The organism is Candidatus Albibeggiatoa sp. nov. BB20, assembly GCA_016744725.1.
Classification (GTDB): Bacteria; Pseudomonadota; Gammaproteobacteria; order Beggiatoales; family Beggiatoaceae; genus Albibeggiatoa.
Map to the genome: position 1 here is coordinate 1 of JADGDW010000048.1, position 26,019 is coordinate 26,019.

General features: G+C 37.5%; 18 protein-coding genes. 4 read left to right on the top strand and 14 right to left on the bottom strand.

The genetic code is table 11. From position 1 onward, the window contains the following. The 6 genes from ABXH34_RS07440 to ABXH34_RS07465 form a co-directional block, all read right to left on the bottom strand. On the bottom strand, positions 1–2,565 hold a 2,565-nt coding region (locus ABXH34_RS07440), incomplete at its 3' end, for an Hpt domain-containing protein (RefSeq protein ID WP_353571240.1). Between the two features lie 44 nt (positions 2,566–2,609). Next, positions 2,610–4,295: a FimL-related protein gene (locus ABXH34_RS07445; RefSeq protein WP_353571241.1), complete on the bottom strand. Its 1,686-nt coding sequence runs from the start codon at positions 4,293–4,295 to the stop codon at positions 2,610–2,612. Positions 4,296–4,316: 21 nt separating this feature from the next. Beyond that, a complete protein-coding gene (locus tag ABXH34_RS07450) occupies positions 4,317–6,401 on the bottom strand; it encodes a methyl-accepting chemotaxis protein (protein ID WP_353571242.1) in 2,085 nt (694 codons plus the stop codon). A 213-nt stretch (positions 6,402–6,614) separates the two neighbouring features. Next, a complete protein-coding gene (locus ABXH34_RS07455) occupies positions 6,615–7,163 on the bottom strand; it encodes a chemotaxis protein CheW (RefSeq protein WP_353571243.1) in 549 nt (182 codons plus the stop codon). A gap of 35 nt (positions 7,164–7,198) precedes the next feature. Next, positions 7,199–7,564: a response regulator gene (locus tag ABXH34_RS07460; protein WP_353571244.1), complete on the bottom strand. Its 366-nt coding sequence runs from the start codon at positions 7,562–7,564 to the stop codon at positions 7,199–7,201. Positions 7,565–7,593: 29 nt separating this feature from the next. Further along, positions 7,594–7,995, bottom strand: a complete 402-nt coding sequence (locus ABXH34_RS07465) for a response regulator (RefSeq protein WP_353571245.1) — start codon at positions 7,993–7,995, stop codon at positions 7,594–7,596. A gap of 225 nt (positions 7,996–8,220) precedes the next feature. Between ABXH34_RS07465 and gshA the strand changes: the two genes are divergently transcribed. Continuing rightward, positions 8,221–9,525 (top strand): glutamate--cysteine ligase, encoded by a 1,305-nt coding sequence (gene gshA / locus ABXH34_RS07470; RefSeq protein ID WP_353571246.1) that lies wholly within the window; start codon positions 8,221–8,223, stop codon positions 9,523–9,525. A gap of 97 nt (positions 9,526–9,622) precedes the next feature. Here gshA and ABXH34_RS07475 read toward each other — a convergent pair whose 3' ends face one another. From ABXH34_RS07475 to ABXH34_RS07485, 3 genes are all read right to left on the bottom strand, one after another. Next, positions 9,623–12,598 (bottom strand): two-partner secretion domain-containing protein, encoded by a 2,976-nt coding sequence (locus ABXH34_RS07475; RefSeq protein WP_353571247.1) that lies wholly within the window; start codon positions 12,596–12,598, stop codon positions 9,623–9,625. 684 nt (positions 12,599–13,282) lie between these two features. Then, a complete protein-coding gene (locus ABXH34_RS07480; protein WP_353571248.1) occupies positions 13,283–14,245 on the bottom strand; it encodes an ABC transporter substrate-binding protein in 963 nt (320 codons plus the stop codon). Positions 14,246–14,511: 266 nt separating this feature from the next. Beyond that, complete coding sequence (locus ABXH34_RS07485; protein ID WP_353571249.1) at positions 14,512–16,308, bottom strand: tetratricopeptide repeat protein; 1,797 nt, start codon at positions 16,306–16,308, stop codon at positions 14,512–14,514. Positions 16,309–16,544: 236 nt separating this feature from the next. On the opposite strand from ABXH34_RS07485, the gene ABXH34_RS07490 reads away from it, so the two are divergent. Together ABXH34_RS07490 and ftsW are read left to right on the top strand one after the other, a co-directional pair. Further along, complete coding sequence (locus tag ABXH34_RS07490; protein WP_353571250.1) at positions 16,545–17,069, top strand: glycine cleavage system transcriptional repressor; 525 nt, start codon at positions 16,545–16,547, stop codon at positions 17,067–17,069. 219 nt (positions 17,070–17,288) lie between these two features. Next, positions 17,289–18,461, top strand: coding sequence for a putative lipid II flippase FtsW (gene ftsW, locus ABXH34_RS07495; RefSeq protein WP_353571251.1), 1,173 nt, complete (start codon positions 17,289–17,291; stop codon positions 18,459–18,461). A 1-nt stretch (position 18,462) separates the two neighbouring features. On the opposite strand, the gene ABXH34_RS07500 is transcribed toward ftsW, so the two are convergent. Then, positions 18,463–19,269 (bottom strand): RNA methyltransferase, encoded by an 807-nt coding sequence (locus tag ABXH34_RS07500; RefSeq protein WP_353571252.1) that lies wholly within the window; start codon positions 19,267–19,269, stop codon positions 18,463–18,465. 211 nt (positions 19,270–19,480) lie between these two features. Here ABXH34_RS07500 and ABXH34_RS07505 point away from each other — a divergent pair, with 211 nt between their 5' ends. Then, on the top strand, positions 19,481–19,771 hold the full coding sequence (locus ABXH34_RS07505) for a hypothetical protein (protein ID WP_353571253.1): 291 nt from the start codon (positions 19,481–19,483) through the stop codon (positions 19,769–19,771). Here ABXH34_RS07505 and ABXH34_RS07510 read toward each other — a convergent pair whose 3' ends face one another. The 4 genes from ABXH34_RS07510 to ABXH34_RS07525 form a co-directional block, all read right to left on the bottom strand. Continuing rightward, a complete protein-coding gene (locus ABXH34_RS07510) occupies positions 19,772–20,182 on the bottom strand; it encodes a secondary thiamine-phosphate synthase enzyme YjbQ (protein WP_353571254.1) in 411 nt (136 codons plus the stop codon). A gap of 14 nt (positions 20,183–20,196) precedes the next feature. Next, on the bottom strand, positions 20,197–23,685 hold the full coding sequence (locus tag ABXH34_RS07515; protein WP_353571255.1) for a DEAD/DEAH box helicase: 3,489 nt from the start codon (positions 23,683–23,685) through the stop codon (positions 20,197–20,199). Positions 23,686–23,870: 185 nt separating this feature from the next. Further along, positions 23,871–24,905: a type IV pilus twitching motility protein PilT gene (locus ABXH34_RS07520; RefSeq protein WP_353571256.1), complete on the bottom strand. Its 1,035-nt coding sequence runs from the start codon at positions 24,903–24,905 to the stop codon at positions 23,871–23,873. A gap of 275 nt (positions 24,906–25,180) precedes the next feature. Next, positions 25,181–25,609 (bottom strand): pilin, encoded by a 429-nt coding sequence (locus tag ABXH34_RS07525; RefSeq protein WP_353571257.1) that lies wholly within the window; start codon positions 25,607–25,609, stop codon positions 25,181–25,183. Positions 25,610–26,019: the final 410 nt, after the last annotated feature.

Sequence of the window (26,019 nt, forward strand, 5' to 3'; positions counted from 1 at the left end):
CGCTCCGTCATCGCTAAGACGAATAATTAAATCAGTCCCTTCTTTAGACAATTTAATTTTCACTGTAGCCGCAGCGGATTTACCTGATTGTTGACGGGTAGCCGAATCTTCCACACCATGCCCAATGGCATTACGCAACATGTGCTCTAATGGGGCAACAATACGATTTAATACCGTACGTTCAAACTCAATAGATTCACCAATGATTTCAAAATCAACTTTCTTTCTTAATTCTCGCGAGGTCAAACGGGCAATCCGCTGCAAACGAGGTGAAATCCGTGAAAATGGAATCATCCGCGTGCGCATAATCACATCTTGTAATTCTGTTCCAATCCGTGTTTGTTGCACTAATAAAGTATCACTTTGACGAGTCAATACTTTGAGATAATCTTGAATGTTGAGCAAATCGTTCACACTTTCTGACAAACTGCGCGATAATTGCTGCATGACTGAGAATCTATCCATTTCCAGTGGATCAAATTCTTCGTCATCCTCTTCTTCAACGACCGTTTCTCTATAACTGGATAAAATCTGCGCTTCAGTTTCAATTTCTAAGCGCCGCAACTGATCTCGCAACCGTGTTACGGTTTGTTCCATCTCACCTAAGTTGGCTTTGAATGAACCCTGTTGTTGCTCCATGTGAGCACGAGAAATTGATAATTCACCTGCCAAACCTGTTAATTTTTCAATCAATGCGACTCGAACCCGAATGCGGTCTTCTGCACCACTTTCAGTCATTTCAGGTTCTTTTTCTTTTTCGATCGCTTTATCTTGAGCTGCAGACTCACTGATTTGAGATTTAGCAGTTGGCTTCGCCAGTTCTAATTCTATTTTTTCAACGGATTTGGATGGTTTTTCATTTGATTCTGGCTCAGCTTCTCCATTTAATGCTGCTTTGATTCTGACAATTAAGTCATCTGGCATATTTAAAGGTAAGCTTGAGCGCACAGCCTCTAACTGTGCCACTAACTCATCAACACAGGTTTGAACCACTTCCTGGATACGGGGTGAAGAATGACTTGTGCCTTCCACAATCTTAGTTAACACGGACTCTAATTCATGGCTTAAATCACCCATTGGGGTAATCTCAACCATCCGTGCGCCACCTTTCAAAGTGTGCAATTCACGTTGTAACTCTTTCATTAACTGCATATTATCGGGTGCAGTCTGCCAGCGTTCTAATAAAGATTGGGTGTTTTCTAAAATTTCTTCGGCTTCTTCTAAAAAAATAGCCATGAATTCATCGGAAGGATCGGGCGGCGTGAAAATCTCGCTTGAACCAGACATAGTAGGTTTTGGTGAAGATAATTTTGAGCTTTGCTTAGTAGGTACGGGCACACCTGCTTCCGCCATCGCAATTTGACTGATTAACCCAGAATGATCATCATCACTAATCACTTCACCACGCAGTAAATTATCTGTCATGTCAATAACTTGCCTAAACAAAGCTAATACATCATTATTGACGTTAACATTGCGTTCAGATAATACTCGAGCATAATTCTCAGTCGGCCCTGCTAAAGTAAATACTTCAGTAAAACTGACACTGCGAGAACTGCCATTTAAAGTATGAAAACAACGGATGACATCATCAGTTAATGGCAATGGCTCATCACTATTTTCGTATTCTTCTAATAAACGACGTAAATTAACAATATGCTGTTGCGCTTCAGAGGTGAAAATATCAAGTAAAGCAGGGTCGACTTCATCTTCTTCATCAGTTAAATCACCACCCAATGACAGTAGTTCATCAGGGTCAGATAACAAATCAGATTCATCTAATAATTCAGTGCCTAAATCACCTAACGCACTATCATCTAAGTCAGTATCCAACTCAGCTAAATCGGTATCTAAATTAAGTTCTGTATCTAAATCAGTATTGAGTAAGTCACTATCATCTAAGCTGTCATCATCCGAAAGTTCTAAGTCATCGTCAAAACTTGATAAATCTAAGTCATCATCTGTGTCTAATGTACCTAATTCAATATCATCCGTTTCAAATGCGGCAAGCTCTTCTGGTTCAGTTTCAATCGATTCAACTGTTTTTTCCATTACTGCTTCAGGTTCAACGCTATTTTTAGCTACCGATACAATGGTATCTAAATCTTCACCTTCAGGCAGCTCAAAATCACCAATCGTTTCACCTTTGGTTTCAGTTAAGTAATGAGCTTGAGAAATCAGTAATAATACTTTATTGGTTGTTGATGCTTGGCGTTGGAATTCTTCAATTAGCCCCGGAATCACACCTTCGACTTGAGAGACAAGACCTAATACATTTTCATTAATCGGCATCCCACCTTCGATAATGCGATTCAGCATACTCTCAAATCGCCAGCCCAATTCGCCAATTACAGCTGCGCCCACCAAACGGCCACTACCTTTCAATGTATGAAACGCACGGCGCAAAGTTTGCAAAGCCTCCACATTATCAGGATTCACTTTCCATTGCGCAAAACTGCCAACGATTTCTTCGAGAACCTCTTGAACTTCCTCTACAAAAATGTCAAGAATCTCTTCATCAATTTCGTCGGCGGCTGATTGTTCTGGAATCTCAAGTAATTTCATAAGTGTTACCGATGCTTTAACCTCAGTCTTTCAATGACCTGTCATTACTTGGTTAATAATGCCAAACGTTTTTGGGTGGTGTTCAAAATATCATCTGCATCCATAGGATTGCCCGCAAGCGTGTCTAAATACAACTCGATACTGATTAATGTATCTGCCAATGCTTTGAGCTTCGCTTCTTCTGGTACAGTTTTCTCTTTGATAAAGACCCGCTGAATATATTGATTGCATTTGCGCAATAATAGCGATGCACGGTCATGAGATAAAATAGATAAAAAGCCTTCAACTTGTTTTAAACGCCCCGGTACTTCTAACAAGGTTTCATCTAATTGAGTAGGATCATTGATAAACGAGACCAGTGGTTGAATAACTTGGGATAATTCAATTTTTGCTTCATTAACCACCACACTTAGGATGATGCCAAATTGTGGGGTTTCAAAAAATTCAGTATCAGGACTTTGTTGTAAACGTTGCCGTGCATGAACTCCTTGTACTCCAAGAATATCTAATGCTGCGTCAATTTTTAACAGTGCGTTACCAATTTCTAACAATGAATTCAACTCAGAAGAGCGTTTTCCATCAATGACTTCTTTAATCATTCGCGCTTGCACAATCATAGAGTTACGATGAGTAGGCAAACCGAGCAAACCCAAAGTATTTGCCATATCAGTTAATAAAGTCACTAATGGTGTAAGCTCACTAACCGTGGGATTATCCGCACGATTAAAAATATCTAAAGTCTCTTCAATTCGAGCAAAATCATCTTTAAGCAAGGTAATAACAGTTTTCATTAACTCAATATCAGGGCCACTGAATGTGAGTCGTGCTGATTGTAAGGCTTTTTCTGATGGGAAATAATCTTGCAATTTAAAAACAGCTTTAACTTTTTGTAACTGCTTACCTTTAGTCTGAGAATGTGCTGAAAAATACAGCAAATTGGTTAGCAGTGCTCTAGGAGCGGGCTGTCTTAAAGCCGCATTACCGTGATCGACAATCTGTTTAATCACCGCATCTACTTGCTTCAGTGCATTTACCACATTGGCATTAAGTTCTAAGCCTTTCAATAATAAGCTTTCTAACACCGCTTCTGTCACCCACCACACTTTAGTGACTTCATGAGTGCCTGTTGCCTGTTGCATTTTCTGCATCACATTGTAAACATACTTAATGCCTTCAGTAGCTTGCTTAGGATTTTTGATAATCACACCTAAGCCTTTGTGATATGCCACTCGCATTTTCTGCGCATAATCTTTTAATTTAGGATCAGGCAATTGTACAGGTTTAAGCCCCGGCAAATGTACAGTCAAATCAGGTGTAAACAATTGATTAGCAGGCAATGCTTTTTGTGCCCGCATTGTGCGTAGCCCATTAATCAAAGGCAATAATGCCAATGGAATATCATGTTGTACAATCGACAAATGATCCAAATAATTAGGCAACTGAATCAAGCTATTCATCAACAAATCATAGGCTTTTTCTTTGCCTTTGTTATCACTGATTTTACCAGCAAGTAGGGCTGTGATAGTCGCTTCTACGTTTTGCACCAACAATGCCGCAGTTTGCAATTCCATCATTCCCAAAGCACCACGAATTTCATGCAACCATGTGACACACTGCTGTAATGGTGCAGTATCATCTTGATTTTCCACAAACTGTTCCAATGCTTGGCGCGTTTGTTTCAAGTTTTCATCAATGGTTGTTTTCACCCAAGTCAGGGCTGAATACTTCATGTTTCAGTTACCATGTTGCCATTATGAGTGAGAGAATGAGTCAGTCATTTGATCTAAAGACTGTTGCACATCATCAGGGAGTTTGAAACCTGATACTGATTTCTTCAACTCATCAGCCAGTGTTGCCAAACGCTCAATAGCAGCAGCGGTCTCATTCGTACCATTCGAGGTTTGAGTGGTAATTTCTTGAATAATCGTCATTGTGCCAGAAATATTGGAAGCGACTGCGGCCTGCGTTCTGGATGTTTGTGAAATGTTCTCAATCTGACCTGCTAACTGTACCGACACTTTTTCAATTTCGGTTAAGGCCTCACCTGCACGTTCTGCGACTTTAGCACCTGCCACAACTCCAGCCGTACTTTGTTCCATCGAGCTTACCGCTTCATTGGTATCACTCTGAATGGTTTTAACTAAGGCATCAATCTGTTTCGTTGCATTACTCGAGCGTTCTGCTAAGCGTTGAACTTCATCTGCAACCACCGCAAACCCACGACCCGATTCACCTGCCATCGCCGCCTGAATCGCTGCATTTAAGGCCAAGATGTTAGTTTGGTCAGCAATATCATCAATCAAGCCAACGATTTCACCAATTTCTTGAGAGCTTTCGCCTAAACGCTTAATTCGTTTTGAAGTTTCTTGAATTTGCTCACGAATCGAATCCATACCTGTAATCGTGTCTTGTACCGCTTTTGCACCTTTACTGGCAATCTCAACTGATTTTTTCGCCACTTCTGCTGACTCAACCGCATTAGCCGATACTTTTTTCACTGAGTTGGCCATACCGATAATCGCTTGACCTGCTTTAGCAATTTGTTGGGCTTGGCGTTCACTGGCTTGGGTTAACTGAGCTGCTGTACCACGAGTACTTTGTGCAGCACCTGTGACTTGCATTGCAGTTTCGTTAATACTGATAACCAAATCACGCAAGGCCTCAATCGAGTAGTTAATCGCATCGGCAATCGCACCTGTAAAATCTTCTGTTACCGTTGCATTGACGGTCAAATCACCATCGGCAAGGTCAGCAATTTCACTTAATAATCTTAAAATCGCTTCTTGGTTACGTTGGTTAGTTTTCTGACTTGCATCTAAACGTTGTTTGGTTTCTTCAGCACGCCCTTGATTGGCTTTAGCAACGAAAACAGTCAAGGCAACTAATAAAATCAATACGATACCTGCCAAGGCATTACCTAATCCAGGGGTGAATAAGCGTTGATTGCTGGCTTTCTGGTAGATTTCTTGTAAATTTTCGATACTGTTTAATACTTCTGGAATCGATTCTGTTAAGACTAACAGCGCATCTTTAGCTTGGAATAATTGTTCTGCTTTGTCTAAGAAGTAGTCAATTTGTTCAATTTTTTCTTCAAAGCCCATGGTTAATTCTTGAATTGCTTGTCTCGCTACAGGATCAAGCACCATAGGAATATCATCACTGCCATCAATAAGCACTGCTAGCGTATCACTGAACTCACTAATGTCATCATCTAATTGGGCTTCAGCACTCAACGCTTCAGAATCACCTCGGAAGGAAACCCGAATACTGTTACCAATCCGTTCCAATAGCATCAGCTCACGGGTCATAGCATACATTTGCATTTGATTTGCACCACCAACAATCATAGCTTGAATCGTGGTTTCGGTCTGTGCCACTAAGTCTACGGTCATTTGATTTAATTGTGCAGACTCTTTAAATAAACGCACTACCGCTTCTTTAGTTTGCGATAGCTGGTCTATACCTGAATCAGCTTCCTGCCATGCACGCCCTAGCTCAATTAATGCGGGTAAGGCATCCTCAGGGGTTGCAGGCATTCCTGTATCAGGATTTCCTTTTTTCAATAATTCTAATATTTTTCGATAATCCAATTGGGCTTTACTAATTGAATTAAATGCTTCTTCATTCCCTCGCGCGGCATAACCTGACTGTTGGGTAATTTGTTGAGACATTAAACGTAATTGGGTGACATGGCTTAAATATTCTTTATCATATTTACTATTAATTGATACAAACCAAAAGGTTGCAATCAATAGTGCAAATGACACCAACAATAGCCCAATCAGGGCATATAGCCACGTATTTGTAGAACCAATTGCTTTAAATGAAAATTTCATGGCTAAATATTATCCTCCGCGAAGTGGCATACAAGCCCAATTAAGGAAACAGTCTATAAAAACGTCATTCGCTAAAATAGTTGCAGTGTAGCACTGACAGTCTTTTAAATTCATTACAATGCAGCGTTTAAAAATGTACTGTATTTGGTAGATTTTTATAAATCCAAACTGGAATAATTACTAAATTCAGGACTACCAACCCTAATTAAATCATTATAGTGCTGCGTTTAAAAATTGATTGCTTTCTGTTAATACTTGCATATCAAATACAACCCAAGTCTGTTGTTCATAATGAAATAAACCTTTATTAAAAGGGCTAACCCATGCTTCTTGACACGGGGTTTCAGTATCTAATAACTCTTCAGGAAAGTGCTTAATACCCATGACTTCATCCACTAATAAGCCGGCATAAACACCATTTTGATTAATAATAAGAAGGCGGCTACGATTTTCAATACTAGTGATTTTATTCGATAAACACGCGAGCAAATCAATGACAGGTAGCAAAATACCACGAATATTGGCAAGCCCACGAATCCATGTTTTTGCACCTGGTACTTTTGCTAATACGCTAGGACAATTCATAATACGGTCAACATGGGTAATACTGCTGACTAAAAATGTGTCACCGACACGGAATGCAATACCACGCCAAATTTCTTGGACTTGCTCTTCACGTGGTAAACCTTTAGCACGTTGACGAGCCCGTCGCTCTATATCTACTAAATATTGAAAAGGAGATTGTCCAACCGCATTAGCCATGCCTAAACCTCAGCGTTGTCGCATATCATGAGTCATTAACCCAATAGCTCTTTGACCACAGAAAGTAATTCGCCTTGGTTAACAGGCTTAACTAAAAAGCCTTTTGCACCCTGCATTTTTGCCCAAGCAATATCACTTTCCATACTTTTTGATGACACAATAACGACTGGAATAGTTTTTGTTTCCGCATCTTTGGTAATTACGCGGGTCGCTTTAAAGCCATTGATTGCGCCTGGCATGACAACATCCATAATAATCAAGTTAGGTTTGACTTCTTTTGCTTTTTGTATGCCTTCTTCGCCACTTGAAGCTTCAGTTGTCTCGTAACCTTCACTTTCTAGGATGCTTTTCACTAGGTAGGCATCTGTTGGCGAATCATCCACAATCAATATATTAGCCATACATTATCTCTTATTCTGTTTCAGATGAATCATTTTGCTTTCACGTCTACAACATAGGCTTTAATCGTACTGAGCAGCTCTTCACGAGTAAATGGTTTCGTCATGTAGTGTTCTGCACCGACAATCCTGCTACGTGCACGCTCAAACAAGCCATCTTTACTAGATAACATAACAACAGGAATTTTTTTAAATGCTTGATTATTTTTAATTAAAGCACAAGTCTGGTAGCCATCTAAACGGGGCATCATGATATCAACAAAAATAATATTCGGTTGATATTCCATGACTTTTGATAGTGACTCAAAGCCATCTGTCGCCGTAATGACCTCGCAGCCCGCTTTTTTTAGCAAGGTTTCCGCAGTCCGTCGGATGGTTTTACTATCGTCAATGACTACAACTTTTATGCCTTCAAAGTTTGTTTCCGCGCTCAAGGTTGTTTCCACTCATCAGACTTGAATTAATCTATTATATCGTACATAAAGGTAGAATCTTGGTGTAATTCATCATACTCTAACTTTTATGCACACCCGATAACACATCTCTGTGTAAATACTTTAACATGATACGCGATTTAGCAATGAATTCAATCGTATTGTTGAAATCTTTTGCGAGTTTTTTTATATATCGCTTGTAACTCTATGTAAAAAAGGCTGTTTATGAACCCCAGTTACTTAAATTCTGTACCACATTTAACCACCGCACTGCATGGCCCATTGGAGCATTTGGAAGCACATTTACTAGAACAACAGGCACATATCGAGCACTGGTTTCGTCAGCAATGGCATCATACACCCGCGCCTTTTTATGCGTCAGTCGATTTACGCAATGCAGGGTTTAAGCTTGCTCCCGTGGATACTAATTTATTTCCAGCAGGATTTAATAATTTAAATAGTGCTTTCTTACCGCTGTGTATTCAATCCATACAATCTGCCATTGAGCAATTCAATATGGAGGCATTACGCATTTTGCTAATTCCTGAGAATCATACTCGAAATGCCTACTATTTAGAAAGTGTTGCCACTTTAGCTGATATTTTACAAAAAGCAGGTTATGAAGTGCGTATAGGTTCACTCATAGAGGGCTTGTCTGAACCACAATCTTTTGAATTAGATTCAGGTAAAAGCTTATTATTAGAGCCTGTGATACGTCAAGGTAACACCATTAGCATTGAGGGTTTTACGCCTTGTTTAGTACTGCTGAATAATGACTTGTCGTCTGGGATTCCACCTATTCTACAAAATATCCAACAGCCCATTATACCACCATTGCAGCTTGGTTGGTCACATCGGTTAAAATCGGAACATTTTACTTATTATAAACAAGTTGCCAAAGAGTTTGCACAGCAGGTTAATATTGATCCATGGTTAATAGACCCACTGTTTAAAAATTGTGGCGAAATTGATTTTATGAAGAAAGAGGGTGAGAATTGTTTGGCTAAAAATGTAAATGCCTTACTTGATGAAATTCATGATAAATACACTCAATATGGTGTTTCTCAAGAGCCATTTGTGGTTGTTAAAGCAGATGCGGGTAGTTATGGGATGGGGGTAATGACAGTGCATAGCGGCGATGATGTATTGGCTTTAAATCGGAAACAGCGCACTAAAATGTCGTCAACTAAAGGTGGACAGCAAGTCAGTAAAGTGATTATGCAAGAAGGTGTGTATACGTTTGAAACTTGGGAAGAGGCGGTTGCGGAACCTGTGGTATATATGATCGATCATTTTGTGGTCGGTGGCTTTTATCGGGTGCATACATCGAAAGGGATTAATGAGAATCTGAATGCACCAGGAGCACATTTTCAACCTTTGGCATTTGCTGAAACCTGTAATTCTCCTGATAAAACTAAAGAACCTGATGCGTTTCCTAATCGATTTTATGCGTATGGTGTGGTTGCACGTTTGGCTTTATTAGCGGCTGCAAGAGAATGTAGCTTTCACCCTCAAGAAGTTTCTTGTTAATCTTAGAATTTCTTAATGTTTGTTACCACTGATAATTATCTTTCTATCATAGTTACCAGTGGTGTGATTGATATGAATTTTATATCAGGTGTAATGATTAATGTGCTGGTTGCCAATCATGTGCTCTTGTTGAAATACCAGGATGAGATATAAGTGTAAAACTGCTACTACCAAGGTTTAGACAGCTTGGCTGTAATTCTAAATCAGTATCAGTCATTTCTGTAGGCAAGTTTTCGAGAGCTTCACTATTTAAAGAACCAAGCGTATCAATTTGGATATATCCATCTAAGCCAAACTTTGATGAGGCTGTTACAAGATCGTTATCTGATACAAAATAGCCTGTTGTTGTAATACCAATATTCCCACCATTGCCTCCTCGAGCATCAGCATGAATTTCACCCTTGTTTAAAACGCTAAATGTTGGATTTGCAATAAATATATCACCACCATTTTTTACTCCACTTTTAACACTCGTGGTTATTTTTGTATCTTGTGGTAGATAAAGCTGTGTACCAATAGCAAGGCTAATCGCTCCCCCTCCTGAATTTTTCGCTTCGGTTGTAATTTTACTATTATTAAACAGGCTGAGTTCATTTGCACCAATAACAATGGTGCCCGCATCGCCACTGCTTGGGAATATTGACTCACTTCCAGAAGTGATGTTAGAGTTGTCTAATTCAAGATTTTTTGCAAATAAAAACATTGTCCCGCCCTCGCCTTGGCTTGATGTTTTAGTGCTAATTGTTGAATCCTTCAAAGTAACGTTGGTTGTAGTATTAATATTTTGAATTGTAGTAATAGCATCTTTGGTGGTATCATATTGATTTATATCAGATAAATTCCTCTCAAAACTACTAAAGCTTTTGTCAAAGAAAATAAAACCCGCTTGACCTTCTGCTGTTGTATCAGAAGTTATCATTGCATTGTTTAAAATAATATTTTGTTGACTGGCTAAAAGCATAATGCCCGCATTATTTTTACCTGACGTATTGGTGCTGATTGTAGAATTTTCTAAGATGAAATTACGTACACCATTGATTATTATGGCACTATCTTCACCTTTAATCTCTTCTTGGGCAGTATTAGCATATACATTTGACTGATTTATCAAAATAACATCACGTTTTCCTTCTATTAATATACCGCTTGCTTGGCCTTTGGTTGTATTTGAATATATTGTTGAACTGTCTAAAATAACGTCATTTCCTGCATCAACAGCGACCACACCTGCATCACCGTTACCTGTTGTATTTGAATATATGCTTGAGTGATTCAAAATAGCGTTGTTTTTTGTTTGCATGGTTACCATTCCAGCATGACCATCGCTTGTGGTATCTGAATATATATTTGAGCTATCCAGAGTGATATTTCCAATTCCAGTGATTATCTCTACATTTCCCGCACTGCTTTTTCCCTTAGTTTCAGAAAAAATTTCGGTATGATCTAAATGAATATCATGATTTCGACTACCTATTAAAATTAGCCCTGTGTTTGCCTTTTTATCTAACTCATTCAAAGATACAGCACCATCTCCTGAGCTTGTTATATCAATATCTTGACCTTGAATACTGGAATAAATATTTGAATCTTTTAAAGAAAGAACGTCTCCGCTAATAACGCTTATTTTTCCTGTATTTCCACCCTCTTTGGCTTTTGAATCTGAGTATATTTTTGTATCATTTAAAGCCAAATCGCTATAGCTTATTATATCAACTTGCCCTGCATTGGCTTTGCCTTCACTAAGAGAAAATATTGTTGACTTATCTAATGCAATATTAATCCCTGTCACTTTGATTGAGCCTGCATCACCTGCATTTAGTTCTGTACTATTTGCATTGGAAAACAATTTTGAGTTTTTTATTGTAATATCACCTGAATATGCAGTTACTTTGATATTTCCTGCTTGTTTGTTATTCCATGTACTGCTACTGATTGTTTTACTATCTTCTAATAGGATATTTTGGTAGCCATTAATTTTAATATTTCCCGCATGTCCTTGACTTGTTTCTTTGGCGCGACTAAAAAATTCGACATTCTGTAATGCAATATTACCTTCACTTTCTAAACTGATAGAACCTGCATCATTAGTCCCATATGTATTTGAATTGATAATAACATCCTTAAATAAAAGGTCAGCCTGTGCAAAAATATTGGTATCTAGCGCTTGAGCCTCTTTGTCAATCCAAGGAAATAGAGAGGTGTTGGTAAGCACAACGTTACTACCATAGATAGAAAAACCACCTCCTAAATTTTTAATTTTAATATTAGATAGCGTAATATTAGCAAGTTCACTTGTGTCTAACAATTCATCAATATCATCGAGGAAAACTTCACCGCTTGAATGTACTCCTATCATGGTCACTTCGCCTTTAGGAAAAAACATGGTGGCGATAGGCGTTTTTATAGCATTTTTACGATTTTCAGCAGATTTATAATAATAATGCCCAGAAATTTTAATATTTCCTCCAATTAAACTGAAATCTTTATTTTCCTTAAGTTGTAGAGGAGCTTGTGTATAGTTTGCATCATATTTCTCACCTAATTGTTGATTAATTTCATTACCTTGAATATCTATCGGTGCAGGACTATCAGTCAAAAAACCAAAACTGCTAATCGATGCTGTGGTCAAAATATTCCGTTCTGGAAAACGGGCATGAAACTCACCCTCGTCACCTAAACGCACATAATCTGCCGTTGATAAATGCAAACCACCTTGTAAATCTAAACGTGCATTCACACCCAACATAATGCCGTAAGGATTCAAAAAATATAAATCCGCATTGGGAATAGTCGATTTTAACGTTCCATCAATAAAACTAGGTTCACCACCAATCACCCTCGCGACAATATTTTGAATTGAATCAGCACCCGAAAAATGTGCAGCTTCCCCTTGATTCAAATTAAAACGATCGAAAGTATGGAATAAGTTACTGCCAACCGTTTGCCCAAACTCCTGCCGAATTTCATAGTCTAAACCAGCATTCAAAGTCATAGGTTTACCCGTATGATGCAATACAATCTCTGTATTTCCCATAATGGGTAGTAGCAATAAAATTGCTAAAATTAATCTCATTTCATAACTCACTATTTTTAAATATTAAGATATAAACTATTTATTATTGATAAGCAAGCAATGTAAATGCGGTACAAATTTAGAGCTTTTTATCTCAGTACAGGACATAAGGTAAGTAAATGAGGTATAAGAAAAATAAGAGGTAAGCAAAACTAATTTTTGTTCTTTTGTTAGTGTGTCATTTCTCGGGTTTTTGTGAGGAATATCAAGCTTAAGATGTGGGTAACTTTTAGCAAAACCTAAAAATCCTGATGTTTTCCTTTATGCCCCTTACTCATATAGTGAATGCGTCTTGTATCATCACTAAATATTAAATGCTCGATTGTATCGGCTTTTTTTCCAGAAAAATATTCTTTTTGCACTTCTTTAATCCTGTGGACGTTGGATTCTATTTTCTGTCACATCCAGTGTTAATTTTTTAACTCCTGACATGAATTTTTCTACTTCTTTTGCATTTGAACCTTCTGATAACGGCATTAATCCTTCTTTTTCAAGGCTTGGCTTAATATTTCCAACCCTCTTGATTGTTGATGTTTCGCGTTTGATGCCGTCATTCCAAATATAAACCCTAAAATATCATAAGCCGTTCCACTCTGCAGGCTAAACAATGTGAAAAATAAAAGATCATTTCAGTATATTGATTTTCCTTTGAATGTAGTTTGTGAACTCATGACACTCCAGTAGTTAGCGTATTATTTCAGCATTTTTCAAGATCGCATTGTGGAAAATCAAGCCAATACTATTAGATATTTTCAAATTAATTAATAGCTTACCCCTCTTATTTTTCTCAATTGGAATGTCATTTGGTGCTTGACCTGCTAAAATCTTTAATGCGGCTTGAGCTGCCCATTCTCCTTGTTCTTGAGGTATTTTAACAAGGCCAATTGTTGTGAAAGGCATCATTGATTTTTGTGTTGTACCTGTTGGAATCTGGGTATGTTCTAACACAAATTCAGCCGCCAAATAAGTATCCCAACCTTGCATATTTTGTGGTGTAACCAATAATAATTGATCAACTTGATCTTGTAATTTTATATAAGCTGCTTTCCACTCAGCAAAACTATTCACATAAACTTCTTTATCAAATTGAATTTGGAATTGCTCTTTATAAATACTAATCGCACGTTTTTCTGAATACGCATCCATAGATAAAATGCCTAAACGCGTGCCTTTTGCATAACGTGACAATTGTTTTAATAATGGTTGAAGCAAGCTAATTTCCACCATGCCTGTGACATTTTTATACGGAAACCCATAGACCGAGGCATCCCAATTAACCCCACAGAAAACAAAAGGAATATCAGCATCTTTGTAGTAAGGTTGAATGACATATTTAGATGCACTGTCATCAGAAGCAATCACAACATCAGGTTGATAAGAGTCAATTAATGCTTTGACATCCAATCCAGCTTGTAACTTAAAAGCTTCCTCGCGATTACGCTTGGTATCCATGCGTATCACTTTAATTTCAATGCCTGTTGATTCTAAAACTTGCCGCATACCCTGCTCAATGCCCTCACTCCAAACATAATCAGCATGGTATGAATCAACGTAAAGCAGTTTTTTATCAGATAAATCTGTAGCTGCAAAAGTAAACATTGATAAAAATGACAAAAATATTAAAGCAGCTTGTTGTATCATTTTCATTGAATTTCCCTTGTACAATGGCTCGGACAATATTTCTAATATATAAATACAATTAACTCTTTAGAAAAGAATAGCAGATTTTCGCAACTAACCAATTGAAATACCTTGTGTTTTACAAGAATTATCCGAAATATTGCTTTTAGATACAAGATTAGAAACTTAAAAGAAGACTATTGCCAACCTCAGTTTTCCTGAGTATCTATATTTTTTCAGTTTACTAGTGCTACAATTGGCAATCAACTATTTGACTGCCAATTTCTAATCTATTAAGGCATAAAACGTTGAATTACTTCTTGTAATTGCTCTTCATCAGGAAATAGTTCTGTTGCTTGTTGCCAAACTGTTTTAGCTTCTTCCTGTTGACCATTTGCCCATAAAACTTCTCCCAAATGTGCAGCAATTTCAGGGTCTGGATTTAATTCATAGGCTTTACGTAAATAATCAATGGCTTTATCAAGTTCACCTTTATGGTATAACACCCAACCTATACTATCTAAAATATAATAAGCGTTAGGTTGCAGGGCAAATGCTTTTTGTACTAGTTGATAAGCTTCTTCATGCCGATCAGTGTGATTAGATAAGCTATAACCTAAGGCATTCAACGCATCAATATGTTCAGGTTCAATTTCCAAGATATAACGTAAATCTTTTTCCAATAGCGAAATATGCCCCATTTTTTCCGCTAACATGGCTCGCATATAACGCAAATTCAAATTATCAGGATATTGCTCAATATTTTCGTCATAAACCACCAACGCGTCCGAATAACGTTCCTGCTGCATGTATAATTCCACTTCAAATTGCAACAAACTTAAACGTTCAGATTCATTATGCGTTGAAATACTATGTAAATGCTCAATAGCTTGGTCAAACTCACCTAAATCAACCAATAAAACCGCAATCCGCGCTTGTGAATTCAAATAATTGCTACTGGTTTCACCAATTTGTCGATACCAAGCCAATGCAGTGCTAGTTTTCTTCTCAAGTTCAGCAATTTGCGCTAGATAGTAAAAAGCCAAATCATTTTCTGAGTCTACGTTTAACAGACGATTGAAATAGATTTTAGACTTAGTTAACTGCTCGGTTTGTAAATGTAAAACCCCTAAGGCATACAATAGCTTTTCATTATTAGGGTCTTTGGCGGTCAAGGCTTTAAATGAATCAATCGCCTCCGTAATCTGGTCATCCTCAGCCAATAAACGGGCATAACTGAGTTGCCAGTCTTGGTTATCGGGCTTCTTTTCTAATAATTGCTTAAGCCAAACCAATGCTTGTTCGGTTTTATTTTGTTGAGATAAAACATAAATATACACAGGTACTGCTTCATCATAACTTGGATTTACCGTTGTAGCAGTAGTATCTTTAGCTTCTAATTCAAACAATTGTTCTAAAATCGCTTGGGCTTTTTCTAATTTATCACTGCCGACTAAAACCCGCGCATACAACAACAAGGTCACAGGATTATTGCTATGTTTTTTCATCACAGAATCCATCAATCTCGCAACTTGGTCTTGATCTTGATCTTCAATGATTTCCATAATCAGACGTTGTTGTGAATCAGGCTTATCTTCCAATGCGGTTAATAATCTATCCAAGTGTTCCGCAGCTTCCTCTGGCCGATTTTGTTGTACTAAAATTCGAGTCAAGTTATAACGTGCTTGCAAACTACTTGCATCAAGCCTTAACCATAATGTTGTTGCTTGATAAGCTAAAGGATAATCTTTTTCATGTAATGCTAAACGTGCTGCTCGTTCAGCCAATTCAATATCTAATAATATCTGAGCAATTTCTAAAAAATACTGGGCAGATAAAGAATAATATCCACGTCGTCCCGCTAATTCTGCCACCATATATTTATACGAAAATTCTTGGATCGCAGAAATAAACTCAGCAGAACTGGGATGTAATGGGATGATGGCTTCATTGCTTGGTGTATTCAATTCATTTTCAGCGGCTTCTTGCGCACTGACATCACCTTGATGAATTAATTGACCACCACAGCTTGCAAGTAAATTGACTAACAAAATAATACAAACTTGTTTACCTAATAATTTAATATTCACATTGTGCTCCATAACGGGCGTATTGTTTCTTTCAAGCATTGCAACAAGCTTTTGATCTTGATTCGGGTTGCAAGTGCATTTTATCAATGTTCACAGGATAATTTTCATAAACTGACAGAATCACTTAAAATAGTATGGCTGGTATATTAAGCTGAAATGCAAAAAAATTAAATAACAGGTGACTGAAATTTCGAGTTCAGACGCTGAAAATATTAACTGATTGAGTTTAAGAACTTATGCAACAACTGATGATTTGTGGTATTGCCGACAACCAACCACAATTATTAACCCAAATGAGTAAAGCCATTTTAGACTGTGGCGGCCACATTGTAGATAGTCGTGCCACCGTATTTGGTCATACACTATCGCTTAATTTACAAGTGACAGGTAGTTGGGATGTGATTGTAAAAATTGAGGACTTATTACCTCGTTTACAAGCACAATATAATTTTAATTTAATCAGCTCAAGAACAGAAGCACGGCAAATTGTGACAGATGTCATGCCGTATGGGATTGAAGTGATTGCATTATATGATCCTAAAATTATCTATGAGCTATGTGAGTTTTTTAGTAGCCGTAATATTGGGGTTGAAGAGCTGATTAGTCAACGTTATGTGCCAAATCAAACCAATACTTTAATGTATACAGTTTCAATGATGATTTACATTCCAAATGATGATTCAATCCCACAGCTACGAAATGAGTTCATGGAATTTTGTGATGATCTCAATTTAGACGCGGTTATCGCTCCAACCAAATAATTCATTAAAAACAAGCTTTTTTGTGTGCAATTGCAGTGAATGTACTACAAATGAGCACATAATATATAATTACTGAAGATTGCCAGTTTTCCAAAGATTGGTAATCCTAACAGTTTACAAGCAAAACATGGTATTTAAAAACTGCAAAACAGAGCTTAAACAGCAGAATAATAAGCTATAATAACTCGTTTTTATCCTTTAAATTCAAGTTATTCTTCCATGTCAAATGCCAAATCAAAACCGCTTTCTTCGCATACACGTTTTAGCTACGACATGCCGTTGCTGCTTGCCTGCTTAGTCCTATTATTACTGGGCTTGGTGATGGTGACATCCAGTTCAATTTATATTGCTGAAACCCGTTTTGCTGATAGCCTGCACTATTTTTGGCGACAATTGACTTATGCCAGTATTGGGCTTGGTGCTGGATTACTTATCATTTTGATACCAATGCAGTTTTGGCACAGAGCCAGTGCTGCTTTATTATTATTGGGTGTATTCAGTTTGATCTTGGTGCTTCTGCCTTACTTTGGGCACAGCGTGAATGGCAGTATGCGTTGGATACGTGTGGCAGGATTTAATATTCAACCCTCTGAATTGATGAAGCTATTTATGATTCTATATTTATCAAGCTATTTAATGCGACGTAGCCAAGAAGTACGAGAATCATTTATGGGCTTTGTCAAACCGATGTCAGTGCTGATTTTAATTGCCAGTTTGGTTTTGCTCGAGCCTGATTACGGCGCAACGGTTGTTTTATTCGTCACTGTGTTAGGTATGTTATTTTTGGCAGGCGTGCCGATGTATCAATTTGTATTATGGGTGATTGGTGTGAGCTGTGCGTTGAGTACGTTGATTTTCCTAGCACCTTATCGCTTAGAACGTTTAACCACCTTTATGAATCCTTGGGCTGATCCATTTAATTCAGGCTTCCAGTTAACGCAAGCTTTAATCGCCATTGGGCGCGGTGAAATCTTTGGAGTGGGATTGGGAAACAGTGTGCAAAAACTGGCCTATTTACCTGAAGCCCATACCGATTTTCTATTTTCAATTTTAGCTGAAGAACTGGGCTTAATCGGGGTGATTTTTGTCATCGGCTTGTTTGCATTTGTGGTATTGCGTTCATTCGTTATTGCAGTGGAAACCGAGCGATTGGGCTTGCATTATGCGGCTTATACTGCGTATGGAATTGGTTTGTGTATTGGTTTGCAGGCCAGTATTAATTTAGGGGTCAATATGGGATTATTACCGACTAAAGGATTGACGTTGCCGTTAATGAGTTATGGCGGCTCAAGCCTTATTGTCTCCTGTATGATGTTGGCGATTTTGCTGCGTATTGATTATGAAACCCAGCAAAAACGCATTCAATCTGATTTAAAAGCCAAAGTGGGATGATTTATTTTTTAGCTATTTTTTGAACAGAACTCAAAATGCCACGCAAAATATTCATCTCTGATTTATTAGGGGCTGCACGATTAAACAAACAACGTAATTTCCGCATAGTCAAACGTGGTTTATCCGCTTCTAAAAATTGCGTATCCAACAAAGTTTGTTCTAAATGCTCATAAAAATATTCCATTTGCTGCATATTGACGGCATCGCCCACAGTTGGTAATGGGTTATTTTCATTTTGTTCTGCTGTACGACGTAATTCATAACTTAACACTTGCACCGCTGCCGCAATATTTAAAGAAGAAAAATCAGACTCAGTCGAAATTTGTACCAATGAGTGGCAATGGTCTAATTCTTCATTGGTTAATCCTGCATGTTCACGCCCAAAGATTAACGCCACTTTACCTTCTTGTGCTAACGCTTTTTCGGCACATTCTGGCGGTGTTAACATCGGCCAAGTGATTGAACGTAAACGCGCACTGGTTGCAATCACTAATTCATAAGGATGTAAACTTTCGACAAAATCATCATAAATTTTTGCATTGGCCAAAATATCATCAGCACCCGAAGCCCGAGCTGTCGCCACCACACTAGGAAATTCCTTTGGCTTTACCAAAACCAATTGAGATAAACCCATGGTTTTCATTGCTCTAGCGGCTGCACCAATATTTCCAGGATGAGAAGTTCCAACTAAAATAATGTCGATATTGTTTAAGCTTATCAATGTTATATGTCTTTCTAGTAAATGATGAAAAGTGAGGGCTTGTGTTTTGTCGAATTTGATTTTTAATACAATTTTTACTGTTAGCACATACTACAAAATGTGATGCTGGAGTGCAAAACTTGTTTTGTGTGTTACTTTTGCTATAGTCAATTTTGTCTTGCGAGGACTGGCAGTCCTTTTATATTTTAAATATCAATCAGTTTTAAAATCGAGGACTGCCAGTCCTGTATCGCTTTAAAATAAAACGACTATATGATTCAATCAATTCTGTAAGCTAAAGATTGCGAAGGACATTATTATGCGTATTTTAGGTTTGATTTTCATCAGTTTATTATTAATCAGTTGTGGAGCAACTACCGCCATTTACGGTGTGCCGCAAGATCAATGGGAACAGCTATCCGAAGTTGAACGCCAAACCGCAATTGAACGTTATGAACAACAACAATCAGTTTATGCAAACACCCGTGACCAAGCAGATAACGCCCGCAAAGAAGCGGAAGAATTTGCCGCCAAATGTCATGAAACCAATGACGCAGGCGATAAATCGGACGAGTGTGACGTGATTACACGGCGTAGATTTGGACTGTAATTATTCGCCTATATGAATGACAACTGAACGATTGCCACCATGGTAACGGTGTTCCCATAAAAAAATACCCTGCCATGTACCTAATGCAAGTTGCCCATTTAAAATAGGAATACTCAAATGGGTTGCAGTCAAAGTGGATTTAATATGACTCGGCATATCGTCTGCGCCTTCTGAAATATGCGTATACAGGCTATCGTGCTCTGGTACTAAACGATTGAGCCAGTTTTCCAAATCACGTTTTGCTGAAGGGTCTGCATTCTCTTGAATCAATAAACTGGCTGAAGTATGGCGCACAAATAAGGTGCAGAGTCCTTCTTGAATTTGGCTATTGCTAACAAGATTCTCAACTTGATGAGTAAATTCAAATAAGCCTTGTTTAGGAGCTTGTACAGTAATGGTTTTAACTGGCATGGTATTGCATCTTTTTAACTCAATGGTTCAAACAAAGCCTCTAAATCTGCATGACTCAGCTTGGCGCTACTCTTATTATTACCACCAATAAATAAAGCTTCAGATAGGGCGCGTTTACGTTGTTGTAATTCTTGAATCTTGGTCTCAACTGTATTTTCAGTCAAAAATTTGTACACAAACACATGTTTATCTTGCCCCATTCGATGCGCTCGGTCAGTTGCTTGATTTTCCACTGCGGGATTCCACCAAGGATCATAATGAATCACCGTATCTGCTGCGGTTAAATTCAGCCCTGTTCCCCCTGCTTTTAAACTAATCAAGAAAATCGGCACTTCTTTATTTTGAAACTGCATAATCGGTTGTTCACGATTTTGGGTACGTCCTGTCAATTTTACATAGTCTAGATTTTTAGATTTCAATTCTTCTTCAATCAATGCTAACATACTGGTAAATTGAGAAAAAAGTAAAATTCTGCGCCCCTCTTCAACCATTTCTGGCAGCATTTCCATTAATAATTCTAATTTAGCCGATTTCTTCACTTTTGCAGCCGCATCCATTGGGACTAAACGCGGATCACAACAGACTTGGCGCAACTTCAATAAGGCATCTAAAATAATAATTTGACTACGTGCAATCCCTTTTGATTCAATTTCTTTACGCACTTTCTCGTGCATCATGACCCGAATTGCTTCGTACAAATCCTGCTGAGCACCTGATAATTCTACAGATTGGATAATCTCAGTTTTTTCAGGTAATTCCTTCATTACTTCATTCTTAGTTCGACGTAGCATAAAAGGCTTAACACGGCGAGATAAAGTATGTTGGCGTGCACCATCACCTTCTTTTTCAATCGGATTGCGGAATAAATGTTTAAAACTCAACATATCACCCAAAAACCCTGGCATTAAGAAATGGAACAATGACCACAATTCGCCTAAATGATTTTCCATTGGCGTGCCTGTCAAACACAAGCGGTTATCAGCTCGAATTTGCTGCACAATTTGCGTGGCTTGGGCTTTAGGATTTTTAATATGCTGTGCCTCATCCAGAATCAATGAGTGATATTCATGCTGTAAAAGTTCTTTTTTATCACGTGGCAATAATGGATAAGTGGTTAAAATAATATCGCTTTCATCTATTTTACCAAAGTATTTTTTACGTTCAGCACCTTGTAGCACCAAAACATTTAAATCAGGGGCAAATCGTTTAGATTCATGTTTCCAATTCACCATTAAGCTGGTAGGCGCAACAACTAAACAAGGTTTGTTTAATCGCCCTACCAGCTTTTCAATCGATAAATGGGCTAAAGTCATCACGGTTTTACCCAATCCCATATCATCGGCCAGCACACCACCTAACTCATATTCGCGTAAAAATTGTAACCAATTGACCCCTTCTTGCTGATAAGGACGTAAATCTGCATTGAAATTATCAGGAATCTCCACTGATTTAATCCCTTTAAAATTCTGTAATTTACGCCCTAAAGCTAACAATCTATCCCCCCCAAACCAGCGCAAACGTGCGGCACTCATTGCGGCTTCTAATTCAGCCAATTGTGCCACTTTCAATTTATTCAGGCGTAAACGTCCATCTTCATCTAATGGTTCTTGATCGCCTAATTCAATCAAAATATTGATAATATCTCGAATTCGAATCACTGGGATTGGCAACAAACGATTTTCATCAACACGCAAAGTCAGCAAGGTGTCATCAGGCAGTGCTTGGATTTTTTGTAATTCATCTCGTGAATGGATTTTTTTTAGGAAATCAACTAATAAAGGTAATAATTGAATTTTTTCAGCACCTAGATGAATACCTAATTCAAGACTAAACCAATCAATACCCGTCGTATCATCAATATCACCATACCATTCATCAATCAATTCAGGATCGATAATTTGATATAAATAGTCTTCACTCATTTCCACTTGCCAACCTTTGTCACGCAATTGAGGAATGACATTAAGCTGAAAATCAATCATTTTTTGCTCCATCTCTAATTGATCTAACAAATGAAGATTGTGCAAGGTAAATTCATGTGTAAATTGATGGTCATTTTTGTAATATTTCATATAAGAATTGTATTGAAATTCTTTGAAATGATGACTTTCTAGCTCTCGAATAACCTTGTTTTCCAACACAGGGCGACGTTTGATACGCATAAAAGCTTGATTTTGTTTATCAAAATACTCTATAAACTCGCCATTAATATGATACTTAACAGATTGATCTTGATATAAAAAAGACAGGTTTAACAGGGTGATATGTATTTCGTCTGGAATATTATGATGATAGGCTTCTTTTTTAAAATGCTCATTATGTAGATATAAATGAGGGATAGGACGCAAATCAATAAGGCTTTTAACAGCAAGCTGCTTAGGCTTAGGCAGTTGAGGGATTTTATTTGATAATGTTGTAAATTTATCTACCTGTTGAGGTTTAAGCGGTGGTGTATCTAATAAAAGAGTGGCCAAATGGCTTGGAATGTCTAATTCTAAAGGCGCACATTGATAGGTTTTTGTATCAATATACCATAATGGAGCAAGTGGTATAATTTGCGCGTGGGATATACCTTTTACTTTAAATGTTAAATTTTGTGTTCCCTCAGGCATGACTTTCCAGCTTAATGTAGCAGGCTGAGGGGTTCCAAGTGTGACCCGTGTTTTAGTTGATAGCTTTTTCCAAAAACAACGTTCTGTACCTAATAATAAATTAACTACTTCAACAGCGTCTTTATCACGTATAAAAAAGTCAGCATCATCAATCGGTAACATTGAACTAATCGCATCGTTATCATTCAAGCTTAATAATTTAATAATTTTTCTATCAACAGGTAACACATAAGATACCTCATTATTACGAACACGCTTAGGTTTTGTATATTCTTTATCTTTATCCAATTGACTATTAAACACGTTAATTCTTAGATGATGTACTGCTTGTATTGTCTGAATATTGAGAATATAGACAACTTGTTGCTTGCCTGAATTTTTTTTAGGAGTTTCTTGAGTTTGAATAATTTTATCTAGTCTTGATTGCCATACATTTAAAGGCTGTTCTCCAGCCACTAGCACTTTCACATTTTCATCAGTGAAATATTGATCGAGTAATTCTTCAACACCATTATATTTTTCCTCATTATCATACCAAAATTCATTAGAATTTAGCTCAATGTCTTGATGACGTGGTGTTTCAAAAGAAACGAGGTCTGGACGGCGTAAATAAGCGTACAAAATCGCGACACTATGCTTACAGTCTGTGCTAACAGGGCAAGAGCAGTTTGCTGAAATATGAGTACGACCATTAGCTGTTTGTGAAATCTCGGCATGAGTATGATAAATATTATGATTACTGCCCTTAACATGACCTGATAAATAGAGTTTGTCGTGTTCAATTTTACAAGTAACATCAACCACACAATCATCTAACCAATAACGATAGCCACGTCTTACCGCGCTAGTAGGCAAATTACGTTTAATATCTTGCTCTGAGTATTGAATCAACAAGGTTCCCCTAAACAGAAAATAGCAAACTTTTTAAGTTATCAGGCTTTAAGATATTTTTCAAGATAGAAATACCATGTAAAAATATGCAACTCGATACGGTATTTGATTATTATTGGGTATGGAAGGAAACAGATCACTGCATCTACCCATTTTTTGATAAATGCAGTTTAGTCAGAGAGGGATTAGAATAGGTTTTTATTCGCCGCTTTTTCTCGAGCCGCTTCACGTGTAATCACATTTTGATCCAATAGTTTTTGTAAACATTGATCAAGGGTTTGCATACCAAATTGTTGCCCCGTTTGAATTGATGAGAACATTTGTGCGGCTTTATTTTCCCGAATCAAATTACGGATCGCAGGCGTGGATACTAATATTTCATGAGCCGCCACCCGTCCACCGCCAACTCTTTTCAATAGTGATTGTGATATAACAGCTTTAAGACCTTCAGATAACATTGTTCTGATGGTGTCTTTTTCCGCAGTAGGAAAGACTTCGACCAGTCGGTCAATGGTTTTATTGGCTGATTGTGTATGCAATGTACCGAATACAACGTGACCTGTTTCTGATGCGGATAAAGCAAGTTTAATGGTTTCTAAATCCCGCATTTCCCCAACAAGAATAACATCAGGGTCTTGACGTAAGGCAGAACGTAATGCCTCATTAAACCCTAATGTATCTCGTTTCACTTCGCGTTGAGTAATCAAACTGCGTTTACATTCGTGTACAAACTCAATCGGATCTTCAATGGTTAAAATGTGACCGTATTCTGTTTCATTACGATAATTCATCATACCCGCTAAGGTCGTTGATTTACCTGAACCTGTACCACCTGTTACTAACACCATACCTCTAACCATCATGGCAAATTCTTTACAAATAGCAGGGGCTTTGAGTTGTTCTAGCGTTAAAATTTCTGATGGAATAGTACGAATAACTGCGCCAGCACCTCGGTTTTGGTTGTAAGCATTGACACGAAACCGAGCAAGTCCCGGAATTTCAAATGAAAAATCACACTCTAAATATTTTTCATATTCTTTACGCTGATTATCATTCATGACATCGTAAACCATGTCACGTACTTGACTGTGATCGAGTGCAGGTACGTTAATTTTACGCATGTCACCACTGACACGAATCATCGGCGGTACGCCTGCTGATAAGTGGAAGTCAGAAGCCCCATTCTTGACACCAAATGCGAGAATTTCACCTATATCCATATCTTAATCCCGTGATGAATCGTTTAAAAACGGAAACCTATATCATGCAGTTCCTACTAAGCCAGTTTACATCCTATTGCGAGTGATTCAAAGTGTTTCACTTGATTTTGTTATTATAAGCAGTTAATGTATTTTTAAATTATTGAGTAAAATGGTTTAGTTTTTATTGAAACTAAACCATTGGGCATAAAAAAAGCCTACTTTGATGTAGTAGGCTTTTTTATATACACTTAACTAAACTTAGTGGGTCTAGTTAAGCTTTAGGAACGTCAAACTTATTTACAAGCAGTTGGCAAGTAAGATAAAGTCATAGCGCTATGTGTACATGTCCATATTTTTGCAGCAGGATCATATGTTAACTGTAATTGCCCTGTAATAGATGCGTCAATGAAAGATGCTGAATAACCAAGACCTGTGGCAGAATCATCTACTATGGCAGTTGATCCAGACTTAAGTGCACCAATTAGAGTTGAATATTTACCGCCTGTTTTACCACTGATACTTGCAACAGTAGGCCAGTAACCTTTAGAGCCAATCCATTCTTCAGTAGGTGTTTTCAAGCCACCAAGAAGGTTAACGCCTTCAGCTACTTTTGCACGTTTTAAGTAGTCAGTGTAAGCAGGAATTGCCACCGCTGCTAAAATACCGATAATCGCAACAACGATCATCAATTCAATTAATGTAAAACCTTTTTGTGATTTCATGGAATATTCTCCTTTGAAAATAAGTTAAAAGCTTGTTATGAAGAACCCGAAAATAGGCCACCACTAAGCCCCAAATTATACTACACTTAAAGCGGAAATAAGTATAACAATATCTGCTTTAGATTAGAACAAAAAAACAGACTCAAAGCATCCAACAATCCGAAAAATTGAGCTACTCATTTTTGATCTTTTAATTACTAAAACCAGATAAATATCAAATACTATTAACTTCTAAATATTTTACTTAAATTTTGATATTCAAGCTATAAATCTACTTTTGTTCACCAAACATTTGCAATGTAGATTAATATTTGATGGTCTATGTATTTAAGCAAATATAACTCCAACTTTGTATAGCATTGATTTATAAGATAGTTTATAGGAAATGTCTTTTTGCAAGCTTAAAATAT

Bases quoted from the DNA above. Each gene is read 5' to 3' on its own strand.
- ABXH34_RS07475 (WP_353571247.1), bottom strand. From the start codon at position 12,598: ATGAGATTAATTTTAGCAATTTTATTGCTACTACCCATTATGGGAAAT.
- ABXH34_RS07480 (WP_353571248.1), bottom strand. From the start codon at position 14,245: ATGAAAATGATACAACAAGCTGCTTTAATATTTTTGTCATTTTTATCA.
- ABXH34_RS07520 (WP_353571256.1), bottom strand. From the start codon at position 24,905: ATGGATATAGGTGAAATTCTCGCATTTGGTGTCAAGAATGGGGCTTCT.
- ABXH34_RS07460 (WP_353571244.1), bottom strand. From the start codon at position 7,564: ATGGCTAATATATTGATTGTGGATGATTCGCCAACAGATGCCTACCTA.
- ABXH34_RS07505 (WP_353571253.1), top strand. From the start codon at position 19,481: ATGCGTATTTTAGGTTTGATTTTCATCAGTTTATTATTAATCAGTTGT.
- ABXH34_RS07490 (WP_353571250.1), top strand. From the start codon at position 16,545: ATGCAACAACTGATGATTTGTGGTATTGCCGACAACCAACCACAATTA.
- ABXH34_RS07510 (WP_353571254.1), bottom strand. From the start codon at position 20,182: ATGCCAGTTAAAACCATTACTGTACAAGCTCCTAAACAAGGCTTATTT.
- ftsW (WP_353571251.1), top strand. From the start codon at position 17,289: ATGTCAAATGCCAAATCAAAACCGCTTTCTTCGCATACACGTTTTAGC.
- ABXH34_RS07455 (WP_353571243.1), bottom strand. From the start codon at position 7,163: ATGGCTAATGCGGTTGGACAATCTCCTTTTCAATATTTAGTAGATATA.
- ABXH34_RS07445 (WP_353571241.1), bottom strand. From the start codon at position 4,295: ATGAAGTATTCAGCCCTGACTTGGGTGAAAACAACCATTGATGAAAAC.
- gshA (WP_353571246.1), top strand. From the start codon at position 8,221: ATGAACCCCAGTTACTTAAATTCTGTACCACATTTAACCACCGCACTG.
- ABXH34_RS07525 (WP_353571257.1), bottom strand. From the start codon at position 25,609: ATGAAATCACAAAAAGGTTTTACATTAATTGAATTGATGATCGTTGTT.
- ABXH34_RS07450 (WP_353571242.1), bottom strand. From the start codon at position 6,401: ATGAAATTTTCATTTAAAGCAATTGGTTCTACAAATACGTGGCTATAT.